General features: G+C 58.3%; 20 protein-coding genes. 14 read left to right on the forward strand and 6 right to left on the reverse strand.

Features of this window, described 5'->3' with window-relative positions:
* Positions 1-34: 34 nt before the first annotated feature.
* The 9 genes from I2I05_RS10900 to ftsZ all read left to right on the forward strand — a co-directional run bounded on the left by I2I05_RS10900 (position 35) and on the right by ftsZ (position 11,948).
* Positions 35-1,507: a UDP-N-acetylmuramoyl-L-alanyl-D-glutamate--2,6-diaminopimelate ligase gene (locus I2I05_RS10900; RefSeq protein ID WP_196282278.1), complete on the forward strand. Its 1,473-nt coding sequence runs from the start codon at positions 35-37 to the stop codon at positions 1,505-1,507.
* 24 nt (positions 1,508-1,531) lie between these two features.
* Complete coding sequence (mraY, locus tag I2I05_RS10905; RefSeq protein WP_196282279.1) at positions 1,532-2,752, forward strand: phospho-N-acetylmuramoyl-pentapeptide-transferase; 1,221 nt, start codon at positions 1,532-1,534, stop codon at positions 2,750-2,752.
* Position 2,753: 1 nt separating this feature from the next.
* A complete protein-coding gene (murD, locus tag I2I05_RS10910; RefSeq protein ID WP_196282280.1) occupies positions 2,754-4,130 on the forward strand; it encodes a UDP-N-acetylmuramoyl-L-alanine--D-glutamate ligase in 1,377 nt (458 codons plus the stop codon).
* Between the two features lie 20 nt (positions 4,131-4,150).
* Positions 4,151-5,332, forward strand: a complete 1,182-nt coding sequence (locus tag I2I05_RS10915) for an FtsW/RodA/SpoVE family cell cycle protein (protein WP_196282281.1) — start codon at positions 4,151-4,153, stop codon at positions 5,330-5,332.
* A gap of 108 nt (positions 5,333-5,440) precedes the next feature.
* Positions 5,441-6,544, forward strand: a complete 1,104-nt coding sequence (gene murG / locus I2I05_RS10920) for an undecaprenyldiphospho-muramoylpentapeptide beta-N-acetylglucosaminyltransferase (RefSeq protein ID WP_196282282.1) — start codon at positions 5,441-5,443, stop codon at positions 6,542-6,544.
* Between the two features lie 93 nt (positions 6,545-6,637).
* Positions 6,638-8,041 (forward strand): UDP-N-acetylmuramate--L-alanine ligase, encoded by a 1,404-nt coding sequence (gene murC / locus I2I05_RS10925; RefSeq protein WP_394368727.1) that lies wholly within the window; start codon positions 6,638-6,640, stop codon positions 8,039-8,041.
* Between the two features lie 60 nt (positions 8,042-8,101).
* On the forward strand, positions 8,102-8,860 hold the full coding sequence (locus I2I05_RS10930) for a cell division protein FtsQ/DivIB (protein WP_196282284.1): 759 nt from the start codon (positions 8,102-8,104) through the stop codon (positions 8,858-8,860).
* Positions 8,861-8,944: 84 nt separating this feature from the next.
* Positions 8,945-10,348: a cell division protein FtsA gene (ftsA, locus tag I2I05_RS10935; protein WP_196282285.1), complete on the forward strand. Its 1,404-nt coding sequence runs from the start codon at positions 8,945-8,947 to the stop codon at positions 10,346-10,348.
* 103 nt (positions 10,349-10,451) lie between these two features.
* A complete protein-coding gene (gene ftsZ / locus I2I05_RS10940; protein ID WP_196282286.1) occupies positions 10,452-11,948 on the forward strand; it encodes a cell division protein FtsZ in 1,497 nt (498 codons plus the stop codon).
* A gap of 120 nt (positions 11,949-12,068) precedes the next feature.
* Here the strand turns inward: ftsZ and I2I05_RS10945 are convergent, their stop codons facing one another.
* The 4 genes from I2I05_RS10945 to I2I05_RS10960 all read right to left on the reverse strand — a co-directional run bounded on the left by I2I05_RS10945 (position 12,069) and on the right by I2I05_RS10960 (position 15,388).
* Positions 12,069-12,650, reverse strand: a complete 582-nt coding sequence (locus tag I2I05_RS10945; RefSeq protein ID WP_196282287.1) for a hypothetical protein — start codon at positions 12,648-12,650, stop codon at positions 12,069-12,071.
* Positions 12,651-12,687: 37 nt separating this feature from the next.
* Positions 12,688-13,833: an acyltransferase family protein gene (locus tag I2I05_RS10950; RefSeq protein WP_196282288.1), complete on the reverse strand. Its 1,146-nt coding sequence runs from the start codon at positions 13,831-13,833 to the stop codon at positions 12,688-12,690.
* A gap of 169 nt (positions 13,834-14,002) precedes the next feature.
* A complete protein-coding gene (locus I2I05_RS10955; RefSeq protein ID WP_196282289.1) occupies positions 14,003-14,737 on the reverse strand; it encodes a YebC/PmpR family DNA-binding transcriptional regulator in 735 nt (244 codons plus the stop codon).
* 129 nt (positions 14,738-14,866) lie between these two features.
* On the reverse strand, positions 14,867-15,388 hold the full coding sequence (locus tag I2I05_RS10960; protein ID WP_196282290.1) for a hypothetical protein: 522 nt from the start codon (positions 15,386-15,388) through the stop codon (positions 14,867-14,869).
* 389 nt (positions 15,389-15,777) lie between these two features.
* On the opposite strand from I2I05_RS10960, the gene I2I05_RS10965 reads away from it, so the two are divergent.
* Together I2I05_RS10965 and I2I05_RS10970 are read left to right on the forward strand one after the other, a co-directional pair.
* Entirely contained in the window at positions 15,778-16,548 is a 771-nt protein-coding gene (locus I2I05_RS10965; RefSeq protein WP_317192342.1) for a glycosyltransferase, read from the forward strand.
* Positions 16,535-17,191 carry a lipid-A-disaccharide synthase N-terminal domain-containing protein gene (locus tag I2I05_RS10970; RefSeq protein ID WP_196282291.1) on the forward strand — a complete coding sequence of 219 codons (657 nt, stop codon included), beginning with the start codon at positions 16,535-16,537 and terminating at the stop codon, positions 17,189-17,191. The genes I2I05_RS10965 and I2I05_RS10970 overlap by 14 nt, the downstream gene beginning before the upstream one ends.
* Before the next feature lie 74 nt (positions 17,192-17,265).
* On the opposite strand, the gene I2I05_RS10975 is transcribed toward I2I05_RS10970, so the two are convergent.
* Entirely contained in the window at positions 17,266-18,273 is a 1,008-nt protein-coding gene (locus tag I2I05_RS10975; RefSeq protein ID WP_196282292.1) for an NAD-dependent epimerase/dehydratase family protein, read from the reverse strand.
* 192 nt (positions 18,274-18,465) lie between these two features.
* Between I2I05_RS10975 and I2I05_RS10980 the strand changes: the two genes are divergently transcribed.
* A complete protein-coding gene (locus tag I2I05_RS10980) occupies positions 18,466-20,151 on the forward strand; it encodes an ArnT family glycosyltransferase (protein WP_196282293.1) in 1,686 nt (561 codons plus the stop codon).
* 53 nt (positions 20,152-20,204) lie between these two features.
* Positions 20,205-21,116: an arginase family protein gene (locus I2I05_RS10985; protein WP_196282294.1), complete on the forward strand. Its 912-nt coding sequence runs from the start codon at positions 20,205-20,207 to the stop codon at positions 21,114-21,116.
* Between the two features lie 9 nt (positions 21,117-21,125).
* Here I2I05_RS10985 and I2I05_RS10990 read toward each other — a convergent pair whose 3' ends face one another.
* Positions 21,126-22,106: an MBL fold metallo-hydrolase gene (locus I2I05_RS10990; protein ID WP_196282295.1), complete on the reverse strand. Its 981-nt coding sequence runs from the start codon at positions 22,104-22,106 to the stop codon at positions 21,126-21,128.
* A 216-nt stretch (positions 22,107-22,322) separates the two neighbouring features.
* Here I2I05_RS10990 and I2I05_RS10995 point away from each other — a divergent pair, with 216 nt between their 5' ends.
* Entirely contained in the window at positions 22,323-23,138 is an 816-nt protein-coding gene (locus I2I05_RS10995; protein WP_196282296.1) for a DUF4097 family beta strand repeat-containing protein, read from the forward strand.
* The last annotated feature ends 10 nt before the right edge of the window (positions 23,139-23,148 follow it).

The raw sequence follows: 23,148 nt of genomic DNA on the forward strand, positions 1-23,148 counted from the left end.
GCTGTCGTTTGACGGGCGTCTGATTACCCCGCTCATGATTTCCCTGCCGCTCTTTTCCCTGCTAACCGACGTGACTGTGCTGGCCCAGTACGGCCCCACCGACGTGCCCATCACCGCCCTCACCCTCGATTCGAGGGAAGCGGGGCCGGGCGTCGCTTTTTGCGCGTTGCGCGGCACGGCTACCGATGGCCACAAGTTTATCGAAGCTGCGGTGGCGCAGGGCTTGGCGGCGGTGGTTTGCGAGGAACTGCCGGCGGTTTTGCATCCGGCCACATCTTATGTGTTGGTGAAGGACAGTGGCGCGGCGCTGGCGCACATGGCGGCAGCTTTTTACGGGCATCCATCGCGCCAATTGAAACTGATTGGGGTAACGGGCACCAACGGTAAAACGACTTGTGCTACGCTATTGCACAAGCTGTTGCGCGAATTGGGCTACCACGCGGGCTTGCTTAGCACGGTGCAAAATCAGATTGACGAGGAAGTAATTCCCGCTACGCACACCACGCCCGACGCCATTCGGCTGAATGCGCTGCTGGCCCGCATGGTAGCGGCCGGCTGCACCCACGTGTGCATGGAAGTGAGTAGCCACGCTGTGGCGCAGCACCGTGTTACGGGCCTGCGCTTCGCCGGGGGCGTATTTACCAACCTCACCCACGACCACCTCGATTACCACGGTACCTTCGATAACTACCTGAAGGCCAAGAAAGGCTTTTTCGACGCGCTGCCCAAAACGGCCTTTGCCCTGACCAATGCCGACGACAAGCGTGGCCCGGTGATGCTGCAAAACACCGCCGCCCGCCGCGAAACCTATTCCCTGCGCGGGGCGGCTACGTTCCGTGCCAAGCTCATTGCCAACGAAGTCCACGGCCTGCACCTGGAAATTGACGGCCGCGAAATCCTGTTTCGCCTCATTGGCGTGTTCAACGCCTACAACCTGCTGGCCGTGTATGGTGCGGCCGTGCTGCTGGGCGAAGACCCCACCGAAGTGCTGACCATTCTCTCGGGCTTGACGACCGCGCCCGGTCGTTTCGAGCCGGTGGTGTCGGAAAAGCAGGGCATAACTGGCATCGTGGACTACGCCCACACGCCCGACGCGCTGGAAAACGTGCTCCAAACCCTGCTCGAAATCCGCCAGCCCAGCCAGCAAATCATCACCGTGGTGGGCTGCGGCGGCAACCGCGACGCGGCCAAGCGCCCCATCATGGCCAACCTGGCGGCGCGCCTATCCAACCAAGTCATTCTCACCGCCGACAACCCGCGCTTCGAGGACCCCAACGACATTCTGGCTCAAATGCAAGCCGGGGTCACGGCTCCCGATTCGGCCAAGGTGCGTACCGTGGCCGACCGCCGCGAAGCCATTCAAACGGCCGTGCAATTAGCAGGAGCCAATGATATTGTGTTAGTTGCGGGCAAAGGCCACGAAAACTACCAGGAAATACGCGGCGTGAAAGCTCCGTTTGACGACAAATTGATTTTGACCGAAGTTTTTGCTGCCCTCGGCAAGTAACGGCCTGCTGCTAACCGTACCTGAATGCTTTATTACCTCTTCCGTTACCTCGACGAGCATTACCATTTGCCTGGAATTGGGGTGTTTCAATACACCACGTTCCGCGCGGGGCTGGCAATTGTCATTTCCCTGCTCATCGCCCTCACCTTTGGGCATCGCCTGATTCGGGTTCTGCAGAAAAAGCAGATTGGCGAAAGCGTGCGCGACCTGGGCCTGCAAGGCCAAACCGAGAAGAAGGGCACGCCTACCATGGGCGGCCTCATCATCATTCTTGCCATTCTGGTTCCGGTGTTGTTGCTGGCCCGGCTGCGCAACATCTACATCATTCTGATGCTGCTCAGCACCGTGTGGCTGGGGCTGATTGGGTTCCTGGACGACTACATCAAGGTTTTTCGCAAGAACAAAGAGGGACTGAGCGGGCGGTTTAAGGTGCTGGGCCAAGTAGGTTTGGGTATCACGGTGGGTTGGGTGCTGTTCTACAGCGATGAAATCACCATCCGGGAATACCTGCAGCCCAACGGCCTGTTCTCGACCGTGAACGCCACCAAGTTCTACAAGGACGTGCACCTGATGATTACCACCGTGCCGTTTATGAAGGACAACGAGCTGAACTACGCCAATTTGTTTGCCACGGCCGGCACCATTTTCAACGGCCTGTACGGCTTTCTCTACATCCCGATTGTCATCTTTTTGGTCACGGCCATCAGCAACGGCGCCAACCTTACGGACGGCCTCGACGGGCTGGCAGCCGGCACGTCGGCCATCATCGGCGTCACGCTGGCCATTTTTGCTTTTGTGAGCGGCAACGCGCTACTGGCTGACTATCTGGATGTCATGTTTATTCCAGATTCCGGCGAGCTGGTTATTTTCTGTACGGCCTTTGTGGGCGCGTGCATCGGGTTTTTGTGGTATAACTCGTACCCGGCGCAGGTTTTCATGGGCGACACGGGGTCGCTGACGTTGGGCGGCATCATCACAGTGCTGGCGTTGGTGGTGCGCAAGGAGCTGCTGATTCCCGTGTTGTGCGGCGTGTTTATTATTGAAAATCTGTCGGTTGTAGTGCAGGTGAGCTGGTTTAAGTACACCAAGCGCAAATACGGCGAAGGCCGGCGCCTGCTGCGCATGTCGCCGCTACACCACCACTACCAGAAGCTAGGCTACCACGAATCCAAAATTGTATCGCGCTTCTGGATTGTCGGCATCATGCTGGCTGTCATTACTTTGGTTACGTTGAAACTGCGTTAGAATGAATATTGTAATCCTCGGAGCAGCGGAGAGCGGAGTGGGAGCGGCCCTGTTGGCGCAGGCCAAAGGCCATTCCGTATTCGTATCGGACCGCGGCGCCATTCAGCCGGTGTATAAGGAGAAGCTCGCCCAGGCCGGCCTCGATTTTGAAGAAAACCAGCACACGCTGGAGAAAATATTGCAGGCAGACGAGGTTATCAAAAGCCCCGGCATCCCCGAGAAAGCCCCGGTCATTCAGGCCCTGCGCGAAAAAGGCACGCCCATTATTTCCGAAATCGAGTTTGCCGGCCGCTACACCAAAGCCAAGTGCATCTGCATCACGGGCACCAACGGCAAAACCACCACCACGCTGCTCACCTACCACTTGCTGAAAAGCGCCGGCCTGAAAGTGGGCCTGGCCGGCAACGTGGGCTACAGCTTGGCCGAGCAAATCATTGCCGACGCCCACGACTATTATGTGGTGGAGCTGAGCAGCTTCCAACTCGACGACACCCATGCATTCCAGCCCTGGATAGCTGTGCTGCTTAATATCACGCCCGACCACCTCGACCGCTACGGGTACTCGTTGGAGAATTATGCCCAGGCCAAGCTGCGCATTGCTAGGAATCTGGACAGCGAAGGCAGTTTTATCTACAACATCGACGATGAGGCGACGGGCAGGTACCTGCAAACGGCTTTCATGGAAACGCGCCTGTTGCCCTTCAGCCTGCACCGCCACCCCGATGTGAACCTGGCCGGCTACTACACCAGCGAGGATTCGCTCTGCACCAACCTCACCGCCGGCATCGACCAACGCGAGGACACGCCGCTGAGCACCGCCAACTCTCCCCTTATCGGCCAGCACAACCGCCAGAATACCCTGGCGGCCGTCCTCGCCGCCCGCGTTGCGGGCCTCAGCACCGAGGAAATTGAGGCCGCCCTGGCTACGTTCCAAAACGCTGACCACCGCCTCCAGCCCGTGGGCGAAATCAACGGCGTCCGCTTCATCAACGACAGCAAGGCCACCAACGTGGAAGCCGCGTGGTATGCCCTCGACGGCATCAAGCAGCCCATTGTGTGGATAGCCGGCGGCACCGACAAAGGTAACGACTACAGCAGCCTGCTCGGCCCCGTACGCAACCGGGTGAAAGCCCTCGTTTGCTTGGGCGTTGACAACGCCAAGTTGCGCACCGCTTTCGACAAGGAGGTGCCGCACGTGGAAGAAACCCAAAGCATGGCCGATGCTGTGGCCCGCGCCGCTGCCCTGGCCGCGCCCGGCGACGTGGTGCTGCTCTCGCCCTGTTGCGCCAGCTTCGACCTTTTCAAGAACTACGAAGACCGGGGTCGGCAATTCACCCAGGCCGTCCAAGGCTTATCTGCATCAGCGCCATCTATTTAATCAGCGAAAACCAGCGATTTATGGAACCCTCAAAAAACCTGCTGCAACGGAACCTCAAGGGCGACCCCATTTTGTGGGCCATCGTGCTGCTGTTTTCCTTCATCAGCATTGCGGTGGTGTATTCGGCCACCGGCACGCTGGCCTACAAGAAGATGGACGGCAATACCGAGCACTTTTTGATTAAGCACACGGCCCTGATTCTGGTGGGACTGGCCTTTATGTGGCTGGCGCACCGCGTTGATTACCGCTACTACTCCCGGCTGGCGCTGTATGCGCTGCTGGTTTCGGTACCGTTGCTGCTGTTTACCTATCTAATGGGCTCCAACATCAACGAAGCCTCGCGCTGGCTCACCATTCCGGTGATTAACCAAACGTTTCAGCCTTCCGACTTGGCCAAGTTGGCCTTGATTTCGCACTTGGCCAGCATGCTCAGCCGGCGCCAGCAGCACCTGGATGATTTCTGGACGACACTTTTCCCAGTAATGCTCTGGGTTGGCATTATCTGCGGGCTCATTATTTTGAGTAACGCCTCGACCGCGCTGCTGCTTTTCGCAACGTGCCTGCTGCTGATGTTCATCGGGCGCGTGCCGCTCCGGCAAATGGCCGTGATGCTGGCTATCGGCATCGTGGTGGGCGGCGCCGGACTGGCCACGGGCCAGCGGGGCAAAACGGTAATGTCGCGCATCGAGAACTTCAGCAACCCGAACGTGAAAGTGCCTTTTCAGTTGGAACATAGCTACATCGCCATTGCTACGGGAGGTATTGCCGGCAAAGGCCCTGGCAAAAGCACCGAGCGCAACATTCTGCCGCACCCCTATTCGGACTTTATCTACGCCATTATCATCGAAGAATACGGCCTGATTGGTGGGGCCGTGGTGCTGTTTCTTTACCTGGCCTTCCTGTACCGAGGCCTCAAAACGGTGATGAATAGTTACGGCGCGTTTGGCGGCCTGCTTTCGGCGGGCCTCAGCTTCAGTTTGGTGTTGCAGGCGCTGGTGAACATGGGCGTGGCCGTGGGGCTGGGGCCCATCACCGGCCTGCCGCTGCCCTTGCTGAGCATGGGCGGCACCTCACTTATTTTCACGGGCATCAGCATCGGCATCATTCTGGCGGTCAGCCGGGGGGAGCGCGAAGTGCGTCCCATGACCGGCGAACCCGACGACACGGCGCGTATCCCCAGCAAGCGGGCCGCGTATGCTTAATCAACTTCTCCGGTTCTAATTGAGCGAACCAAGGCATTTTTCACATTCGAACAGACTGTTTCAGAATGATGAGTTGCGCTGCTCCGCTTCATATAGCCGCCGATATCTATGACGAAAACCCCTCTCCGCATCATCATCAGTGGCGGCGGCACCGGCGGGCACATTTTCCCGGCCGTAGCCATTGCCAATGAACTGCGCCGCCGCCTGCCCGACACCGAAATCCTATTTGTCGGGGCCAATGGCCGAATGGAAATGACGCGCGTGCCCGATGCCGGCTACAAAATTGTGGGGCTCGACATCACGGGCCTGCAACGCCGCCTCACGCCGCATAATTTGTTGTTTCCGGTGCGGGTGTTCCGCTCGGTGCGCAAAGCGGGGAAGCTAATTGAAGAATTTCGGCCCGATGCCGTGGTAGGAGTGGGGGGCTACGCCTCGGCGCCGGTGCTGCTGGCTGCTACCTCACGGGCCATTCCGTCGCTCATTCAAGAGCAGAATTCTTATGCTGGCTTGGTCAACAAACTGCTGGCCCGCCGCGTGAACCGTATTTGCGTGGCTTACGACGGGATGGAAAAATTCTTTCCCGCCAACAAGCTGGTGGTGACCGGCAACCCCGTGCGCGCCGAAATTGCCGGCGGCATCCGCGCCGAAGCGCTGGCGTTTTTCGGGTTGAACCCGGATAAGAAAACGCTGCTCGTTGTTGGGGGCAGCCTCGGGGCCCGCACCCTTAACTTGGCCACCGTAGCGGCCTTGCAGCGCCTGCGCGAAGCCGGCGTACAGTTGCTTTGGCAAACCGGTAAGCTCTATTTCCCCGAAGCCCAGAAACAAGCCGAAGCGCACAAGGGCGACCACTTGTATGCGCTGGAATTCATCAAGCGCATGGACTTGGCCTATGCCGCGGCCGATGTCGTCATCAGCCGCGCCGGCGCCTTGTCGGTTTCGGAACTGTGCCTGACTGGCAAGGCCAGCATTCTGGTGCCCTCGCCGAATGTGGCGGAAGACCACCAGACCAAAAACGCGCTGGCTTTGGTCAGCAAAGGCGCCGCCGTGCTCATCACCGACGAACATGCCCAAGCCCGCCTCTACGACGAAGCATTGCGCCTCCTCCATGACCCCGAGCGGCAACAGCAGCTTAGTACCCGCGTTCGAGAATTGGCCCGTCCCAATGCCACTGACCTAATTGTGGACGAGTTGCTGAAATTAATTAAAAAATAAAAAGAGTGAATTAGTAATTGCTGCGGATTCCAGCGAATTTCCAGTTGTTTTTAATCTACTTTTTTAATTCGCACTTCTAATTATTAATTGATATTGAATCAGTTTCCCTACGTTTTTTTTCTCGGCATTGGCGGCATTGGCATGTCGGCGCTGGCCCGTTGGTTTCACGCCAATGGCCACCAAGTAAGCGGTTACGATAAAACCGAAACGCCGCTGACCCAAGCACTGGCAGCCGAGGGAATCAGGGTTCACTATGTGGATGCAGTTGCCAATATTCCGGTTGAAATCACCGAGAACCGCACCCAAACATTGGTAGTGCTCACCCCGGCCATTCCGGCGGAGAGCCTGGAGTGGGCCTGGTTGCGGGAACAGGGCTACGATATTCGGAAACGCAGTCAGGTGTTGGGCGTGCTCACGCACGGCCGCTACACCATTGCCGTAGCGGGAACGCATGGCAAAACCACCACCAGTAGCATGGTCGCGCATTTGTTGCACCACGCTGGGCTGGACGTGGGCGCTTTCCTGGGCGGAATTGCCGTGAACCTAGGCAGCAACCTGCTGTTGCCCGCGAGTACCGATGCACCCATTGTGGTGGAGGCCGACGAATACGACCGCAGCTTCCTGACCTTGTTTCCCGACGTTGCCATCGTCACGAGCACCGACGCGGACCATCTGGACATTTACGGCGACCAGCATGCGTTAATTGAATCGTTCCGTCAGTTTGTGGCCCAGATAAAGCCCGGCGGCACGCTGCTCATTAATCATACGGCCCACCCCAGTGTGGCGGCGGCTGCACCTGCGGGCACCACCATCATCCGCTACGGCTTATCGGCCGCACAGGGACCAGAGTTATTTGCCGCCGCCATTTCCGCCGAAGGACACCAGTTTCATTTCGATTTAAATGGGCCAAAGGGGGAAGTAACGGGCTTGGAATTGGCGGTGCCGGGCTACCACAACGTGGAAAACATGCTGGCTGCTGCGGCCGTGGCACAAATTCATGCCGTTGGCCCCGAAAAATTACGGGCGGCCGTGGCCGCTTATCGGGGCGTAAAGCGCCGTTTTGAGTTTGTGGTAACCGCTGCCCAAAACGTTTACCTCGACGATTATGCTCATCATCCGCGCGAAATAGAGGCCTTTCTGCGTTCCGTGCGGGCGTTGTATCCGGGCAAGCGGCTGCGGGTTATTTTTCAACCCCACCTTTTCACCCGAACCCGGGACTTTGCCGAAGGCTTTTCCAAGAGCTTAAGTATTGCAGATGAGGTATTTTTGTTAGATATTTACCCAGCCCGAGAAAAGCCGATACCCGGAATAACATCGGACATTCTCTTGGCAGACATTACCGCCGCTACCAAGGCCATTCAAACCAAAGAGCAAGTGCTGGAAGGCGCCAAAACCGACAATTCATTCGACATCTTAGCCACCGTAGGAGCCGGGGATATCGACACGCTGGTGCCGCACTTAAAAACGATTTTGACCGAGCGCTGGAAATCTATTTAGCCCAATAAATACGCCCCGCATTATTATTTTATCCAGTTGCCCCGTTAACGCTTTTTTTCTTTGGAACGCACCGTTAGAAATTTATTAGTTGCTGCTACTTGCCTGTTGGTACTGGCTGGACTGGGCATTTTTGCTGCCATGCACCAGGCCCGCCGCCCCGTTGGGGCAGTGACCGTGACCATTGCCAACGAATTCGATAATTACTTCATCAGCGAGCGGGGCGTCACGGCGCTGCTGACCAAGGGCGGTACCCAGCCCGTGGTGGGCACGCTGCCCGAAGGCCCCCGGCTGCGCCAATTGGAAGCGCGGGTGCTTGCGCATCCCTTCGTGCGGGAAGCCCAGGTATACCGCGACCTGGCCGGCAACCTCCACGCCGATGTGCGCCAAAACCGGCCCATTGCCCGCCTCACTCACCCCGATACCCGCTTGGATACCTACGTGGACGCCGAAGGCCACACCCTGCCGCTTTCACCGCTGTTCACGGCGCGCGTAGCAACGGTGGCCCGGCCCAATGGGGCAAGCTTGCCAACTGCATTTTTCCAGGACAGCACCGGCCGGCGCTACTTGGAGTTTTTGCGCTATGTGGACGAGCATGAATTCTGGAAAGCCCAGGTTTCGGAGGTCTTTATTGAGCCCGGTGGCAAGCTCTCCTTCACGCAGCAGGTGGGGGACCAGCGAATTGAATTCGGAGTGCCCGAAAATATTTCCGAGAAATTCGCCAAGCTTATGGTATTTTACCGGCAAATTCCGTCAGTTTTGGGGTGGGATACTTACCACCGCGTAAATGTCGAATACCAAAATCAAATTATCTGCGAATAGTAATTCGCTGAATCATAGGCCGTAAGGTCAAGAATCTTTCACTTCCCAACTCCAGCTTTCCTCACGCTCGCCAGCACCGCCTCTATGCAACAAGACAAAATCGTCGTCGGGCTCGACATTGGCACCACAAAAATCTGCGCCCTTGTGGGCCGCAAAAACGAATTCGGTAAACTTGAAATCCTGGGCATGGGCAAAGCTGTGTCGGAAGGCGTTTCGCGGGGCATTGTCCTCAATATTGACAAGACGGTTGACGCTATCAAACGGGCCATTCGGCAAGCCGAAGAACAGTCCGGAATTAGCATTGGATTGGTAAACGTGGGCATTGCCGGCCAACACATCAAGAGCCTGCAACACAACGGCAGCATTACGCGCAACTCGGCCGACACCATCGGCCCGGACGACGTGAACCGCCTCACGCAGGACATGTACCGCCTCGTAACCCAGCCCGGCTCGCAAATCATTCACGTGATGCCGCAGGACTACAAGGTGGACTACGAGGAAGGCATTGCCGACCCCGTGGGCTACGAAGGCGTGCGTTTGGAAGGCAACTTCCACATCATTACCGCTCAAAGCACGGCCATCAACAATATCAACAAGTGTGTGACCAAAGCCGGGCTGGAAATTGCCGACCTGATTCTGGAGCCATTGGCCAGCTCGATGTCCATCCTTTCCGAAGAGGAGAAGGAGGCCGGCGTAGCCCTGATTGATATTGGCGGCGGCACCACTGACTTGGCGGTCTTCAAGGATGGCATCATCCGCCACGCGGCCGTGCTGCCGTTTGGGGGCAACATCATCACGCAGGACATCAAAGCGGGCTGCAACGTAGCTCCCGGCCAGGCCGAGCAGCTGAAAGTGAAATTTGGCAAAGCCATTGCCGAAGAAGCTTCCGATTACGAAATCGTGAGCATCCCCGGCCTGCCCAATCGGCCGCCCAAAGAAGTGTCGCTCAAAAACCTGGCGTACATCATCGAGGCCCGCATGTCGGAAATCATGGAATTGGTGTATGCTGAAATCTACCGCATGGGCCTGCACGATAAGCTTTCGGCCGGCATCGTGCTGACGGGTGGCGGCTCGCAGCTTCAGAACCTGGAGCAGCTCACCGAGTACATCACCGGGTTGGATACGCGCATTGGCTACCCCAACCAGCACCTCGGCAAGAGCCGCATAGAGGCCGTAAAATCCCCGATGTACGCCACGACGGTGGGCTTGGTGCTGTCCGGCTACCACTCGCTCGATGAGCGCAACAACGCTCGGTCTGCTTACGAACAGGAAGAGCAGGTTATCCCGGCTTACTACGCCCCGCAGGCGGCTGCTCCGGCCCCAGCCGCGGCTCCGGTAGAAACGCGGGCTTCGGTACCCGCGGCCCCGGTGCCTGCTCCGCAGCCCGTCAAACCCAAGGAGCCTGGTGCGGCCAGTCGCTTCTTCAAAGACATCATCACCCGCACCAAGGGGCTGTTGATTGACGATTACGACGATAAATCTTATTAATAATCCGCCAGTTGATTGTTGGTTGCTACTTGTTAATTAGTGAGTAATTTGCTCGCTAGTTGATGAGTAGCAACCAGCTATTAGCAATCAACCTATCGACTTTATGAATTACAAATTCGACATTCCTGCCCAGAACAAGTCAATCATCAAAGTGATTGGCGTGGGGGGCGGTGGCTCCAATGCCGTGAAGCACATGCACAAGCAGGGCATCAAGGACGTGGAGTTTATCATTTGCAACACCGACCATCAGGCCTTACAAAGCTCCACGGTACCTAATAAGCTTCAAATTGGGGTTGACCTCACCGAGGGGCTTGGTGCGGGTGCCAAGCCCGAGCGGGGCCGCCAGGCTGCCCTGGAAAGCAAGGAGCAAATTCGTGAGTTGCTGAACCACGGCACCAAAATGCTGTTTATCACGGCGGGCATGGGCGGTGGTACTGGTACCGGTGCCGCCCCGGTTATTGCGCAGGTTGCGCAGGAACTGGGTATTCTGACGGTGGGCATCGTGACGGCGCCATTCCTGTTTGAAGGCAAGAAAAAGCGCCTGCAAGCCGAGCTCGGCATCAAAGAACTCAGCGAGCACTGCGACACCATCTTGGTGATTCTTAACGACAAGCTGCCTCAAATTTATGGCAACCTGACGATGAGCGCGGCCTTCGCCAAGGCCGATACAGTGTTGACCACGGCTGCTAAGTCCATTGCCGAGATTATCACGGTGACCAGCGACGTAAACGTCGACTTTGAAGACGTAAAAACGACGATGAAGGAGTCGGGCGCGGCCGTAATGGGCAGCAGCATCACCGAAGGCGAAAACCGCGCCCGCCGCGCCGCCGAGGAAGCTCTGAACTCGCCGCTGCTCAACAATACCGACATCCACGGCGCGCAGAAAATTCTGCTTTCCATCATGTCGGGCGCTGAGCACGAACTGGAAATGGACGAGTTGACGGAAATCACGGAATACATCCAGGAAAAAGCCGGGCAGGACGCCGAAATGATTTTCGGTCACGGTGTGGACGACACGCTGGGCCAGTGCATTCGGGTGACGGTGATTGCCACCGGTTTTGCCCGGGATGCGCACTCCATCAACACGCCGGGTACCAACGGCTCGGAGTCCGTACCCGCCGCTGCTGCTCCGGTTGAAGTGACACCTGTTTCGGTTGCGCCAACGGCTCCCGTGGCAGGCGGCTCCGGTTCTGCTCCCTTCGTGCCCAGCTTTGGCAGCGCTGTGCCCGAGCCCGCTCGGGTCACGTTCGATTTGAATGGTCCTTCGGCGCACAATGCACCTCCATTGGCTGGAATTCCGGCCAGTGCCCCCACCGAACCGGTTTTAACGTCAAGTGCGGCCCCGGTACCAACTCCCGAAAACCGCACCCGTCCGGCGATGGATGCGCAAGCATTGGAGCGCCGCCGCCGCCTGCAGGAACTGAGCAACGGGCTGCCACCCGAAGCCGTGAGCCAATACGACACCCCGGCTTATCTGCGCCGTCAGGTGAAGCTGGAAAACGTAGAGCCTAGCTCCGCACAGAATATCTCGCGGTTCAATTTATCAGATGATAATGAGCTGTTGGGCGATAACCGGTTTCTGCATGACAACGTGGATTAAGTAATTAAAAACAGCTAATAGAAAAGCCCCTGCTAAAAAGGTAGCAGGGGCTTTTCTATTAAATTAATTTGTGCTAAAATTGTTGAATCTGAAATTTTTGCTTTCTAAATAATAATTGCTTTAGAGCTTATAATCAAGGCTGAGTATTGGGCTTGTAAGTATAAAACCATTGTTGCCAAACCCAAAGTTGAGTGGATTTATTTCGTAAGAAAGTCTGCTGTTTTGTGGGCTTATTCTGATTCCTGCGCCAGCGATACCGCCTAAATATATTTTATTGAAATACCTGGAAGTAGTACCGGGTTTTTCTAACTCATCGCCGGTGCCAAATAATCCCCTTGAATAAGTGAGTACCCCTCCGGTTGAGAGGAAAAGCGAGATTGACTTAAAGCGTATTACATCATAAGCCAGAATAACTTGCAGAGCCGACATTTGATAATATTGGTCACGCGTATCGGTTATGCCAGCGGAAGAAAAGCTGCCAAATAGCAGGTTAGGGTTTATTCTTAATTTGTGTTTTGCGCCAAATTCTTTTTGGTATCCTATGGATGAAATTAATCCGAGCCCTTTCTCTTCGTTTGTGTCATTGTAGCCGACACCTATTCCCCCTTTTATCGCCCCATTTCTGGTTGTAGCTGTATCGACTTGGGCATTCGCTTCGAACGATGTAGAGAGGATAATAACTGCTGCAAGAAAATAATACATTTTGTAGATGAATTAGTAAGGTGAGCAGATTATCGGACTAGTATTGAATTTGTTTCTTTTTTGCGCTAAATAATTTCTGCAGCGGGGCTTCAATTATTAGGTAGATAACATACGAAACAGCCTGAATAGCCAGCAGCTTTACCAGCCAAAACCCCGGCAGCCAATCATACACCCAAAATGCCAACGGTCCGGCGTGCAACAAGTAGAACGCGTAGGAGCTGCGCCCTAGCTTTTGGAATATTCCGCCACTCAGCAAGTGCCGAAACCAGGAATGCTCGCTAACGAGGCCTGCGAAGAGCAAGCCGCCTGCGGCAGGCAAGCCCACTAGGTTAAGAACAAGTGTAAGCGGGTGGTCGGGGTTGTGAAACTGCGCTTGCGTGAGGCCTAGGGCAACCGTGACGGCTATCCAGAGCAGAACACCGCCGGCAGTGCGCCAAGCTCCGGCGGGCGTGCCCAGGCGCCCGGCCTGGTAACGGCCAGCCAGCCACACACCAATAAAAAACTCCATGCTGTGGCCTAAAAAGGTATAGCCGAGCATGAACGGGTAGGACCCAAACAGCCCATGCCAATTCAGGGGGGCCAGTAAGGCTACCAAGCCGGCCCCCAGTGCAAGCAGCAGCAGCGGCTGGGCCCACAACGCCACGCCCCGACGCCGCAGGCCCAGCAGCAGGGGAGCGGCCAGGTAGAAGCACTCGAGCAGCGTGAGTGACCACGCCTGGCCGATGCCCGTGAATTTGTATTCGTCGAAAAAGCCCCGCAACAGCGTCAGGTTGAGTAGCAGTTGGGGCAGCGTGGCCTGGGGCGAATGCCAACGCCAGAGCAGCGCAAACGTGGCCAGCGTCAGCAAGGCATACAGCGGGTACACGCGGGCGATGCGGCTTTGCAGGTAGCGCCGCCACCCGCCACGCGGGCGGAAATTGGGCGTGCCGGTGTCGTAGCGCAGGGCGATGAGAAACCCACTGAGCAGCAATAGCAGCGGCAGGCCGTGTAGCTCATCCGCAAAATACTGGAGGGCGCGGGCGGGGCCGGGCGGGGGCAGCGGGCCGAGGGGGTAGTGGTTGAAGAACACCAGCCAAGCCGCGATGGCCCGCAGGCCGGTGAGCGCCGGGAGATAGGCGCCGTGGGCCGACGTGCCGGGAGTAGCTTGGGTAGCTGCTAAGGCATAGGATTCGGCAGCGGGCATGGGGTGGGGCGGCAGGGCAGGAAGCCAGGAGGGATTTTAAGCAAGAACGTCATGCTGAGCTTGTCGAAGCATCTCTACCGGGGAAGTACCTAATTACTCCGGCGGTAGAGATGCTTCGACAAGCTCAGCATGACGTTCTATTTGGCCTTTCCGAATAGTAAACTAAGCGCTAACCTACGGTGTGGTACACGGCTTGCACGTCTTCGTCGTCTTCGAACTTCTCGATGATGTTCATGATTTCATCCAGTTGCTCGTCGTTGAGGGAAACCGTGGTGTTGGGCACGCGCTGCAGGTTGACGCTGACGACGTGGCGGCCCTGGGCTTCGAGGGCTTTCTGCATCTGGCCGAAGTCGGTGAAGGCGGTTTCAACTACGATGTACTTGTGCTCGGCGCCGTGCTCGTCTTCCTCGGTGGTTTCGTACACGTCCTCAGCCCCGAAGTCGATGAGTTCCAGCTCCAACTCGTCGCGGTCAAGCCCTTCGGCGGCCAGCTTGAACACGCCCTTGCGGGTGAAGGTGTAGTCGGAAGAGCCGGCAGTGCCCAGTGTGCCCTCGTTGCGGTTGAAGATGAGGCGCACGTTGGACACAGTGCGGGTGGGGTTGTCGGTCGCGGTTTCGATGACGACGGCCACGCCGTGGGGCAGGTAGCCTTCGTAGACAACTTCCTGGTAATCTTTTTCTTCCTTGCTGCTGGCGCGCTTGATGGCGGCTTCCACCCGGTCTTTGGGCATGTTCACGCCTTTGGCGTTTTGCATGGCGGCGCGCAGGCGGGCGTTGGTGTCGGGGTTGGGGCCGTTTTCTTTCACAGCCATCACAATTTCCTTGCCGATGCGGGTAAAGTCTTTCGACATTTTATCCCACCGCTTCATTTTGCGGCCTTTGCGAAATTCGAATGCGCGTCCCATAGGGGGTCAATTAGCAGTTAGCGGTTAACAATGAGCCAATTCGGGCAAATGCCGGAGCAGAAGCGGCCGAAACGGGCCGCAAGTTAGCCAGAAGGGGCGGGGGCAGCCAAATGCCCGCTCAGGGCCGGGCTAGAGGCGCTGCTTTTTGCCAACTTTGGGCCCTGCTGCTTTAGGAGCAGGGCCTGCCTCGGGGGCAGCCGCCACCAGTTCATACACGCCCTGGTTGCCGGTTGGGTAGCCGATGATGGTCAAGGTGAGGTGCATGTTGGTAGGGTTGAACCGGAAAGTGCCGCGCTGCACGTCGGCGCCTTTCAGGTCGGTGAAGGCGAAGCGAATGCTGTCGCCGGCCAGCGTAAAGCGGCCGGTTTGGTTAAAATAGTGCGGGCCGCTGGGGGCCACAATGCTGAAGTGCTTCTCATAGGTGCCATCGGGGCGCAGAATGAGCGAGCCGCCCACGCCGCGCACTTCGGTGGGCGGTGCCGAACTGGTATTGTCGAACACGGTGTAGGCCGTGTAGTGGTAGGTGGTGTAAAAGGAAGGGATAGGAGCCGCGGCTTGGGCGTGGGCCGAAAGAGTGGACAGCGGCGACGCCAGTAAGCCGCCTGCGAGCAAGCAAACATGCAGCAGCCGGATGGAAGGAAAAAAAGTCATTGTGAATTAGGAATGAAAATCAGGTCCAAGGGCACCCGAAGATAGGACCACGCAAGCGTTGGGACTTATGCGCCACACCAGTTTAAGGTAGTTGGCCGCGTTTGCTGCGTGCTTAAAAATCGGGCCGAAAACTCCCGGATACGCTCCCGCAATGTCCGGCATTAGGTATTCCAACCATGTTGCCAGCTGGTACCGGGCTTCAGCTTAAGTACCGAAAAGCGTACCGAAGCAGGGCAAAATGCAGCCTTGCATCCGGCTTGCCTGAACAATCGGATTGGTCTTTTAACACGGTGCAGCTTGTTTTAATCAAGGCAATTGATGAAAATTGATAAGATGGGACGAAAAAACAATGGTTCTTTTTGCCCCTTCATTCCTGAAAATAGCCTCCTGTGCCCGCTTCATTGCCCATATCAAATACTCCTTACTGGGCCACCCAGTCGCTGACGGTGCTGGTGCCGGTGTACAACGAAGCGGAAAGCTTGCGCCAGATGGTCGCGGAAATGGATAAGTTTCTGAACCAAGCGCCTGTAGCTACTACCGTGCTGTTTATCGACGATGGCAGCACTGATGGCTCGCTCTCACTCCTGCGCGCCATCTGCCAGCCCGGCACTTGCTATGAGTTTATTTCCCTTCGTACTAACCAAGGCCTGAGCACGGCCATCAAAGCCGGCATCGACCACTGTCGAAGCACGCTGATAGGTTACATTGATTCTGATATTCAAACCGTTCCGCTCGATTTTCTCACCTTCTTTGACTTCTTTCCGGAGTACGACATGGTGAACGGCATTCGGGCCAAACGTCAGGATACTTTCGTGAAAAAGCTTTCTTCCAAAGTGGCCAATGGCGTGCGGCGTGCCCTCATCAACGATGGCATTGAGGACACTGGCTGCCCCCTGAAAATAATGAAGATGGAGTATGCCAGGCGCCTGCCGCTCTTCCATGGTATGCACCGATTTCTGGGGGCGTTGGTGCAGCTGCAAGGCGGCCGGGTGAAGCAAGTGCCGGTGCGGCATTTCCCGCGCTTTGCCGGCACGGCCAAGTACACCCTCTGGAACCGGGCGTGGAAGCCGCTGGTCGACACGTTCGGGTTTCGCTGGATTAGGAGCCGCTGGAAAAACTACGAAATCGGGGAGCAGTACCGGCCCAATGGTCGTGCTTAGCGCCCAGCAGCTGACCCTGGCTATTGGCCTCACCGCGCAGCTGCTGTTTAGCAGCCGCATTGTGCTGCAATGGGTGCAGAGCGAGCGTGCCCGGCGGGTGCTGGTGCCCGCACTGTTCTGGCAAATCAGCCTGGTGTCGTCTTTCCTGATGATTATTTACGGCATGCTGCGCCACGACCCGGTGATACTGGCGGCCCAGCTGGTGAGCTACGGCATCTACATCCGCAACCTACAGCTGCAGGGCGAATGGCAGAAACTGCCGCTCTGGTTTCGGGCCGCGGCCTTCGGGTTTCCGGTGGTCACGCTGGTCTGGGCGGCGGTGGGCAACCGGTATTTTAGTCTCCACGGGGTGGTGCGCCACGGCATTCCGAGCGGCGTGCTGCTGCTGGGTGCGGTGGGCCAAACGGTGTTTCTGCTGCGGTTTGTTTACCAATGGCTGCATTCCGAGCGACAGGGGGAGTCGGTGCTGCCGCTGGGGTTTTGGGCGGTGAGCCTGGCCGGTTCGGTGCTCATTTTGGTGTATGCGCTGCTGCGCAACCCCCTTGACGTGGTACTTCTCCTCGGCAACGGGTTTGGCACCGTAGTATACTTCCGCAACATCGTGTTGCTACGCCGGGCACAGCAACAACAAGTAGCCGGTTAAGGCCGCAGATTGACAGAATTCCTGGTTGATTTAATTTCCGGTGCGGCCCAACAGGTAACTGTGGCCGGCAATTTTCACGGGTTTCCCCAGGTAGACGGCGCGCGGTGGACGGTAGCCCCGGCCGTGGCGTCGAGCCATCGCACAAATTGCCGCAAGCCATACGACAACGTGGTGCCGGGCGCGTAGCCCAGCAGCCGCTGCGCCTTGCGGATATCGGCAAACGTAACCGCGACATCCCCGGCTTGGGCGGGCAAAAAATCCAGTCTGGGCTCAATACCAATGGACTGGCCAAGGGCCGCAATCAGCTCCAGCAGCGGAATGGGGTGGCTGTTGCCCAGATTCACAATTTCATACGTGTCAGGGTGCGCCTCCAAATACGTCAGGCTGCGCCGGATGCCGTCCACAATATCGTCGATGTACGTGTAGTCGCGGGCGCTGCTGCCGTCGCCGTACACCGGGAGGGGCTGGCCGGCCCGCAGCAGGCCCGCAAACTTGTGAATGGCCAAATCGGGCCGCTGCCGGGGACCATACACGGTGAAGAATCGGGCATTCAGCACGTTAAGCCCGTAGAGGTGGTGATAGGTGAACGTCAGTTCCTCGCCCGCCAGCTTGCTGGCGGCATAAGGCGAAATACAATGGGCCGACAGCGGTTCGTCTTCGTGAAAGGGGAGCGCCAGCGTGTTGCCATACACCGAAGACGAAGAGGCAAACAGCAAATTGGGTACTTGCTGCTGGTGCATCCATTCCAGCAGGTGCGTCGTGCCCAAAACGTTGGTATCGATATACGCAGCCGGCTCGCGCAGCGACGGCCCCACCCCAGCTTTGGCCGCGAGGTGCACCACGGCGGAGTACGGCCCGGGGGGTAAGGCCGCCAGCGCGGCAGGACCGTGGCGCAAGTCCAGCTCAAAAAATGAAAAATGCGGGTGAAACTGCAGCAGTGCCAGGTTCTCCGCCTTGGCCCGGCGGCTATAGAACGGGTCGAAATTATCGAGCCCCACCACGCCATAGCCCTCGGCCAGCAGCCGTTCGCACAAGTGAGAACCTATAAAACCGGCGCAGCCCGTGACGAGGATGGTGGCCATAGCAGAACCAAAATAAAACGCACGAAGGCCCTTGGCAACTTTCCTAAATCTGCTCAGCCAGATTAGGGCGAGAAATCAAAGCAGCTTTGTGCTGTGCGCAGATAAAATAATGACTAAAAGGGGTTTGTAATTTAAAATGGAGCCCTTGCAAGCAAGCGTTGTGCAATGATAAGTATATTATACCTTTATTTTATGAAACTTTTTACAGAAGCTGGGCTGTGTCAACCACGCTCTGCTCAGGCAGTGTTGGGGCTATTGCTGGCATTGTTGGCGGTTGGACTGCTCTACGGACTCAATGCCTGGGGACCGTTGGAAACGAGCGAAGCCCGCTATGCCGAAATCGCCCGTGAGATGCTGGCCAGCGGCGACTGGCTGCACCCGCGGCTGCTGGGCATACAGCATTTTCACAAGCCGCCGCTCACCTATTGGCTCACGGCCCTGGGGCTGGCGGTGGCGGGGCCCACGGCGGCGGGCGTGCGGCTGCTCCCGGCGCTGGCCGTGCTGGCTCAGGTGGGGTTGGTTTACGGCTTGGGGCTATTGTTCTTTCCGGGCGACCGCCTTCGCGCCGTAGCGGCGGCCGTTGTATACGGTACGCTTCCGGTTGTGCTCATTTCCGCCCTCAACATCACGACCGACGTGTACTTGGCTACGCTGGAACTGGCGGCCGCCTATGCAGTACTGCGCTATTACCAATACGGCCAGCCCGTATGGCTGTACTGTTTCTGGCTGGCCTTAGGCCTGGCCTTTCTGACCAAAGGCCCGGTGGGGTTGGTGCTGCCACTGATGGCGGTGGCCGGCTTTTATTTTCGGCAGGGGCGTAGGCATCGCCCATTCACGGTGCATCATGCGCTGGGCGCGGGCCTGTTTCTGGTGGTCGGCTTCGGCTGGTACCTTTATCTGGCTGCCGAAAACCCCGCGTTTGTGCGCTACTTTCTGTTCAACCACACCGTGGAGCGATTTGCCAATCCGGCCATTTTTGGGCGGAGCAAGCCGTGGTGGTTTTATTGGGTGCTGGCCCCTGTGGTAAGCTTGCCGTGGTCGGGGCTGCTTTTGGTGCAAGCCATGCGCACGCCCTGGGCCACGCTCCCGCAGGCCTGGCGCAATGTGTGGGTGTTCTGGGTGCTGGTGCCACTGGGTTTTTTCTCGCTGTCCAGCTCCAAATTGCTGCTGTACGTGCTGCCCGCCTTCCCCGGCGTGGCCCTGCTGGCCGGGTATTACCTGGGCCGATGCACAGAGGCCACGCTCCATCGTTGGCAGCTTGGAATGGGGTGGTTTTTGGGGGTGATTCTGGGCGCTATTGCCCTGCTGCCGATGGTGGCCGGTGTCTGGACTATGCCGCTGACGGCCAGCCTAGCCGTGGCGGCCTGGCCGGCGGTCGGGCTGGCCCTCTTGAGGCTGCAACATGTAAGGTGGCGGTCTGCACCTGCTGGTCTGCGCGTGTTGCTAGCTCCGGCGGTGTTCACCCTTTTCCTGCTGCTGGCCGCCAAAACCTTGCTGCACCAAAACCAGCTGCTTTTCAATGGGACCCGGCCCCTGGCTGAGCGTTTGCAGCGCTTGGGTTTGAACGGCCGCCAAGTAGTCGTTTATAATCAGTTACTGCCCTCGCTGGCTTTTGAGTTGGGCCAAATACCGGTGTCCCTTTTCGATGGTAATTCCAGCCTGCGGAGAGAAACTCAGTTTGAGGCCGACCGTTCGTGGCAGCATCAGTTCGTCAATTTGCAAGACAGTGCCGCTCCCCCCGTGCCCCTGGCCGCCCGATGGCCGCGGCCGCCGTTGCTGGTGGTGAAAGGAGCGCTAAAGCCGGAACGCCACTGGTTGCGCACCGGTTTGTGGCATGAAGAGCAAGTGGGCCCTTGGCGGATTTACCATGCGCCCTGATGCCAAGCCCGCGGCCCTTTTTTCTACATTCGCACTTTATATCCCTACTTCCCATGCCAACCTTTCTGCGCGAGCTTATCCGCCCCGCCGCCGAGCTTCCCGAAGCCGACGTGTGCCTTGTCGGGCTGCCCCTGGACTTTGGAACCGTGCTGGAAGGCGGCCGGGCCGGGGCGGCCGGCGCGCCCGAGGCCATTCGCCGGGAGCTGCGGCGATACCACAAAACCTACAACCTGGAGCACGACATTAGCCTGAAGAACCTGCGCATTGCCGATGCCGGAAATTTGGATTTGCGCCACCCCGACCACGTTCGCAACCACGACCGCATTCGGGAGCGGCTGGGCGAGCTGCTCCGGCAGTATCCGCGCGTGGTTGTGCTCGGCGGCTCGCACGATGGCACTTATTCCACGGTGCGCGGGCTGTTCGATGCCAACGGGGGCCGGGCCGTCGGCGGCATCAACCTCGATGCCCATGCGGACGTCAAAGACAAGCCCACTATCACCAGCGGCACACCCTTCGGCCGGCTGTTGCGCGAGGGGTTTCTGGCCGGCCCGGAGTTTACCGAAATCGGCCTGCACTCCAACCTGAATACCCAAGAAGACGTTGATTTTCTGCACCAGCAAGACGCGCACATTGTACCGCTGGCCCACGTGCAGAAGGATGGCGTCGCGCTCTACCAAACCCGGGCCCTGAGCCGGGCCACCAAGTCCGGCCCCGCCTTTGTGAGCTTCGACATCGACGGCTGCGCCGAGGCCTATGCCCCGGCCGTATCCGCCCCCAGTGCCGACGGATTTACTCCGAGGCAGGCCGTGGAGGCGGCTTTTCTGGCCGGCAACAAGGACGAAGTACGACTATTCGAAGTGGTGGAGCTAAACCCTCTCTACGACCGCGACAACCAAACGGCCCGGCTGGCCGCTACTATCATAACCGCCTATTTGACGGGCGTAGCTGCGCTGCAACAGCAATAAGGCGGGCTGCTAGCTGCCCACCCCACCTCGGTAGGTTCGTCCGGTAAGGGAAGAATTGGCAGGCTTAGGCTTTGATTTGGCGCGCCGCCGTCCGCCCGTGAAAAACCACGCTGCGCCCGCGGCCAAAATGCCTGCGCCAAGTACGGCCGCTTGTAGCGGGAGCTTGTCTTTGGGGGCGGGCGGGAGGTGCTCTACGCCGCTGGCATCGGTGCGGGCGGCTTCCTTCACGTAGCGGCCGTGAGCGGGCACGGGGTAATTGTTGGCCAGCTCCCGCAGGCCCGAAGCAGCCTCGGGGCCTTTAATCACCGGGCCGTGGCCGCAGCCAATGGCTTTGGGCTCGAGGGCGGCGAGGAGCTGCACCGATTGCCGGGCGGCTTCCCAATCGTAGTTGAAAGGCGTGCCCGCGCGGCTGATTTTGGGCCGGGCCAGCAGCACGGCCGCAATAGAATCGTGGTGGCAGGTGGCGAAGGCGTCGCCCCCCAGCAGGGTCCCGTCGGCCTCGCGGTAGAAGGCCAGCTGGCCCGGCGCGTGGCCGGGCACGTGCAGCCAGCGCCAGTTCATCAGGTGCGGCACCGCCGGGTCGTCGGTGTGCAGGCCCTGCACTCGGTCGCCCAGGTTCGGAAGCTGCGCCGGGAAAAAGCGACTCATAAACGCCAGTGAGCCGCCCACGGTGGGGTCGCGCGGCGGATACAGCGCCTTACCGGTGAGGTAGGGGAGTTCCAGCGGGTGCGCCACCACGGGCACCTTCCAGTGGTCGGCCAGTTCTTTGGCCGAGCCCAAGTGGTCGAGGTGACCGTGGGTGAGCAGAATGGCCTCGGGGTGGCTGCCGGGGTAGAACAGCTTGTCGGCCGCCGCAATGATGGTTTTGGCGCTGCCGGGTAAGCCGGTGTCAATCAGCACCCACTCGCCGGGCGTGCCGGTTTCGACAAAATAGACATTGACAAAGCGCTGAATGCGCAGTTGGGTGACGCCGGCGGCTACATTATCCATAAGGCAGGAGATTTTAGGGAAGAAGTGAAAGAAAGCATACGGCCGCTGGCAGAAAGTGGGCGCGTGCCGGGCCCGGAAAAAAATACGAGCGGCGTGTAACGAATCGAAAATTACCCGGTAACCCCTCTGCCAACCGCCTCCCAAATCGGCTTAAATAGCCGCGGGCGCTGGTGTCAAAACCGTTTTAAATCTTCATTTTTCACCCCCTCACCTCCCATGAAAACCCTTCTTTCTGCAATTGCTCTTGCTCTCACTACCCTATCGGTCAGTGCCCAATCCACCACCGAGCCCCAATTCAAAATCAGCTGCGAGGAAGGCGGTTGGATGCGCGGTAACACCGAAAACAAGCGCTACTGCGAAACCCGCGACCTGACCATGACTGCCCCCGTCGGCCAGCCTCTGACCATTAGTGGCGGTGCCAACGGCGGCATCACCGTCCACGGCTGGTCGGGTTCGAATGTGCGCATCCGGGCCAAAGTGCAGAGCTGGGCCAACTCCGAGGCCGATGCCCAGAAGCGCGTCAAAGAAGTGACCATCAGCACGGCCAACAACAGCTTGCAGGCCACGGCCCCGGGCCAGGACGAGCAATACAGCGTCAGCTACGAAATATTTGTGCCCCGCACCACGGCCTTGGTAATGAACACCGTCAACGGCGGCATCAGCCTTGATAATCTGCAGTCCGACATCAAGTTTAAAGCCGTGAACGGTGGCGTGTCGCTGGCCAGCCTAGGCGGCAACGTGACCGGCCACACCGTGAACGGCGGCCTGAACATCACGCTTTCGGGCAGCAAGTGGGACGGCACGGGCCTCGATGTGCAAACCACCAACGGCGGCATCAACTGGAAGCTGCCCCAGGATTATTCGGCCCAGTTGTTCACCAGCACCAACATGGGCAGCATTCGCGCCGGCTTCCCCGTCACCAAATCGGGCTTTATGCGCAAAGAGCTGGCCACCACGTTGGGCAAGGGCGGCGCCCCGGTTAAGGCTGTGACTACCAACGGCGGCGTGAATCTAGTGCAGGGCCGCGACTAAGTCCGCCCTG

Source organism: Hymenobacter jeongseonensis, assembly GCF_015694725.1.
Classification (GTDB): Bacteria; Bacteroidota; Bacteroidia; order Cytophagales; family Hymenobacteraceae; genus Hymenobacter; species Hymenobacter jeongseonensis.

Excerpts from the sequence above, each read along its gene's own strand:
- I2I05_RS10900 (WP_196282278.1), top strand. The coding sequence starts at position 35 with ATGATTTCCCTGCCGCTCTTTTCCCTGCTAACCGACGTGACTGTGCTG.
- mraY (WP_196282279.1), top strand. The coding sequence starts at position 1,532 with ATGCTTTATTACCTCTTCCGTTACCTCGACGAGCATTACCATTTGCCT.
- murD (WP_196282280.1), top strand. The coding sequence starts at position 2,754 with ATGAATATTGTAATCCTCGGAGCAGCGGAGAGCGGAGTGGGAGCGGCC.
- I2I05_RS10915 (WP_196282281.1), top strand. The coding sequence starts at position 4,151 with ATGGAACCCTCAAAAAACCTGCTGCAACGGAACCTCAAGGGCGACCCC.
- murG (WP_196282282.1), top strand. The coding sequence starts at position 5,441 with ATGACGAAAACCCCTCTCCGCATCATCATCAGTGGCGGCGGCACCGGC.
- ftsA (WP_196282285.1), top strand. The coding sequence starts at position 8,945 with ATGCAACAAGACAAAATCGTCGTCGGGCTCGACATTGGCACCACAAAA.
- ftsZ (WP_196282286.1), top strand. The coding sequence starts at position 10,452 with ATGAATTACAAATTCGACATTCCTGCCCAGAACAAGTCAATCATCAAA.
- I2I05_RS10945 (WP_196282287.1), bottom strand. The coding sequence starts at position 12,650 with ATGTATTATTTTCTTGCAGCAGTTATTATCCTCTCTACATCGTTCGAA.
- I2I05_RS10950 (WP_196282288.1), bottom strand. The coding sequence starts at position 13,833 with ATGCCCGCTGCCGAATCCTATGCCTTAGCAGCTACCCAAGCTACTCCC.
- I2I05_RS10955 (WP_196282289.1), bottom strand. The coding sequence starts at position 14,737 with ATGGGACGCGCATTCGAATTTCGCAAAGGCCGCAAAATGAAGCGGTGG.
- I2I05_RS10960 (WP_196282290.1), bottom strand. The coding sequence starts at position 15,388 with ATGACTTTTTTTCCTTCCATCCGGCTGCTGCATGTTTGCTTGCTCGCA.
- I2I05_RS10970 (WP_196282291.1), top strand. The coding sequence starts at position 16,535 with ATGGTCGTGCTTAGCGCCCAGCAGCTGACCCTGGCTATTGGCCTCACC.
- I2I05_RS10975 (WP_196282292.1), bottom strand. The coding sequence starts at position 18,273 with ATGGCCACCATCCTCGTCACGGGCTGCGCCGGTTTTATAGGTTCTCAC.
- I2I05_RS10980 (WP_196282293.1), top strand. The coding sequence starts at position 18,466 with ATGAAACTTTTTACAGAAGCTGGGCTGTGTCAACCACGCTCTGCTCAG.
- I2I05_RS10985 (WP_196282294.1), top strand. The coding sequence starts at position 20,205 with ATGCCAACCTTTCTGCGCGAGCTTATCCGCCCCGCCGCCGAGCTTCCC.
- I2I05_RS10990 (WP_196282295.1), bottom strand. The coding sequence starts at position 22,106 with ATGGATAATGTAGCCGCCGGCGTCACCCAACTGCGCATTCAGCGCTTT.
- I2I05_RS10995 (WP_196282296.1), top strand. The coding sequence starts at position 22,323 with ATGAAAACCCTTCTTTCTGCAATTGCTCTTGCTCTCACTACCCTATCG.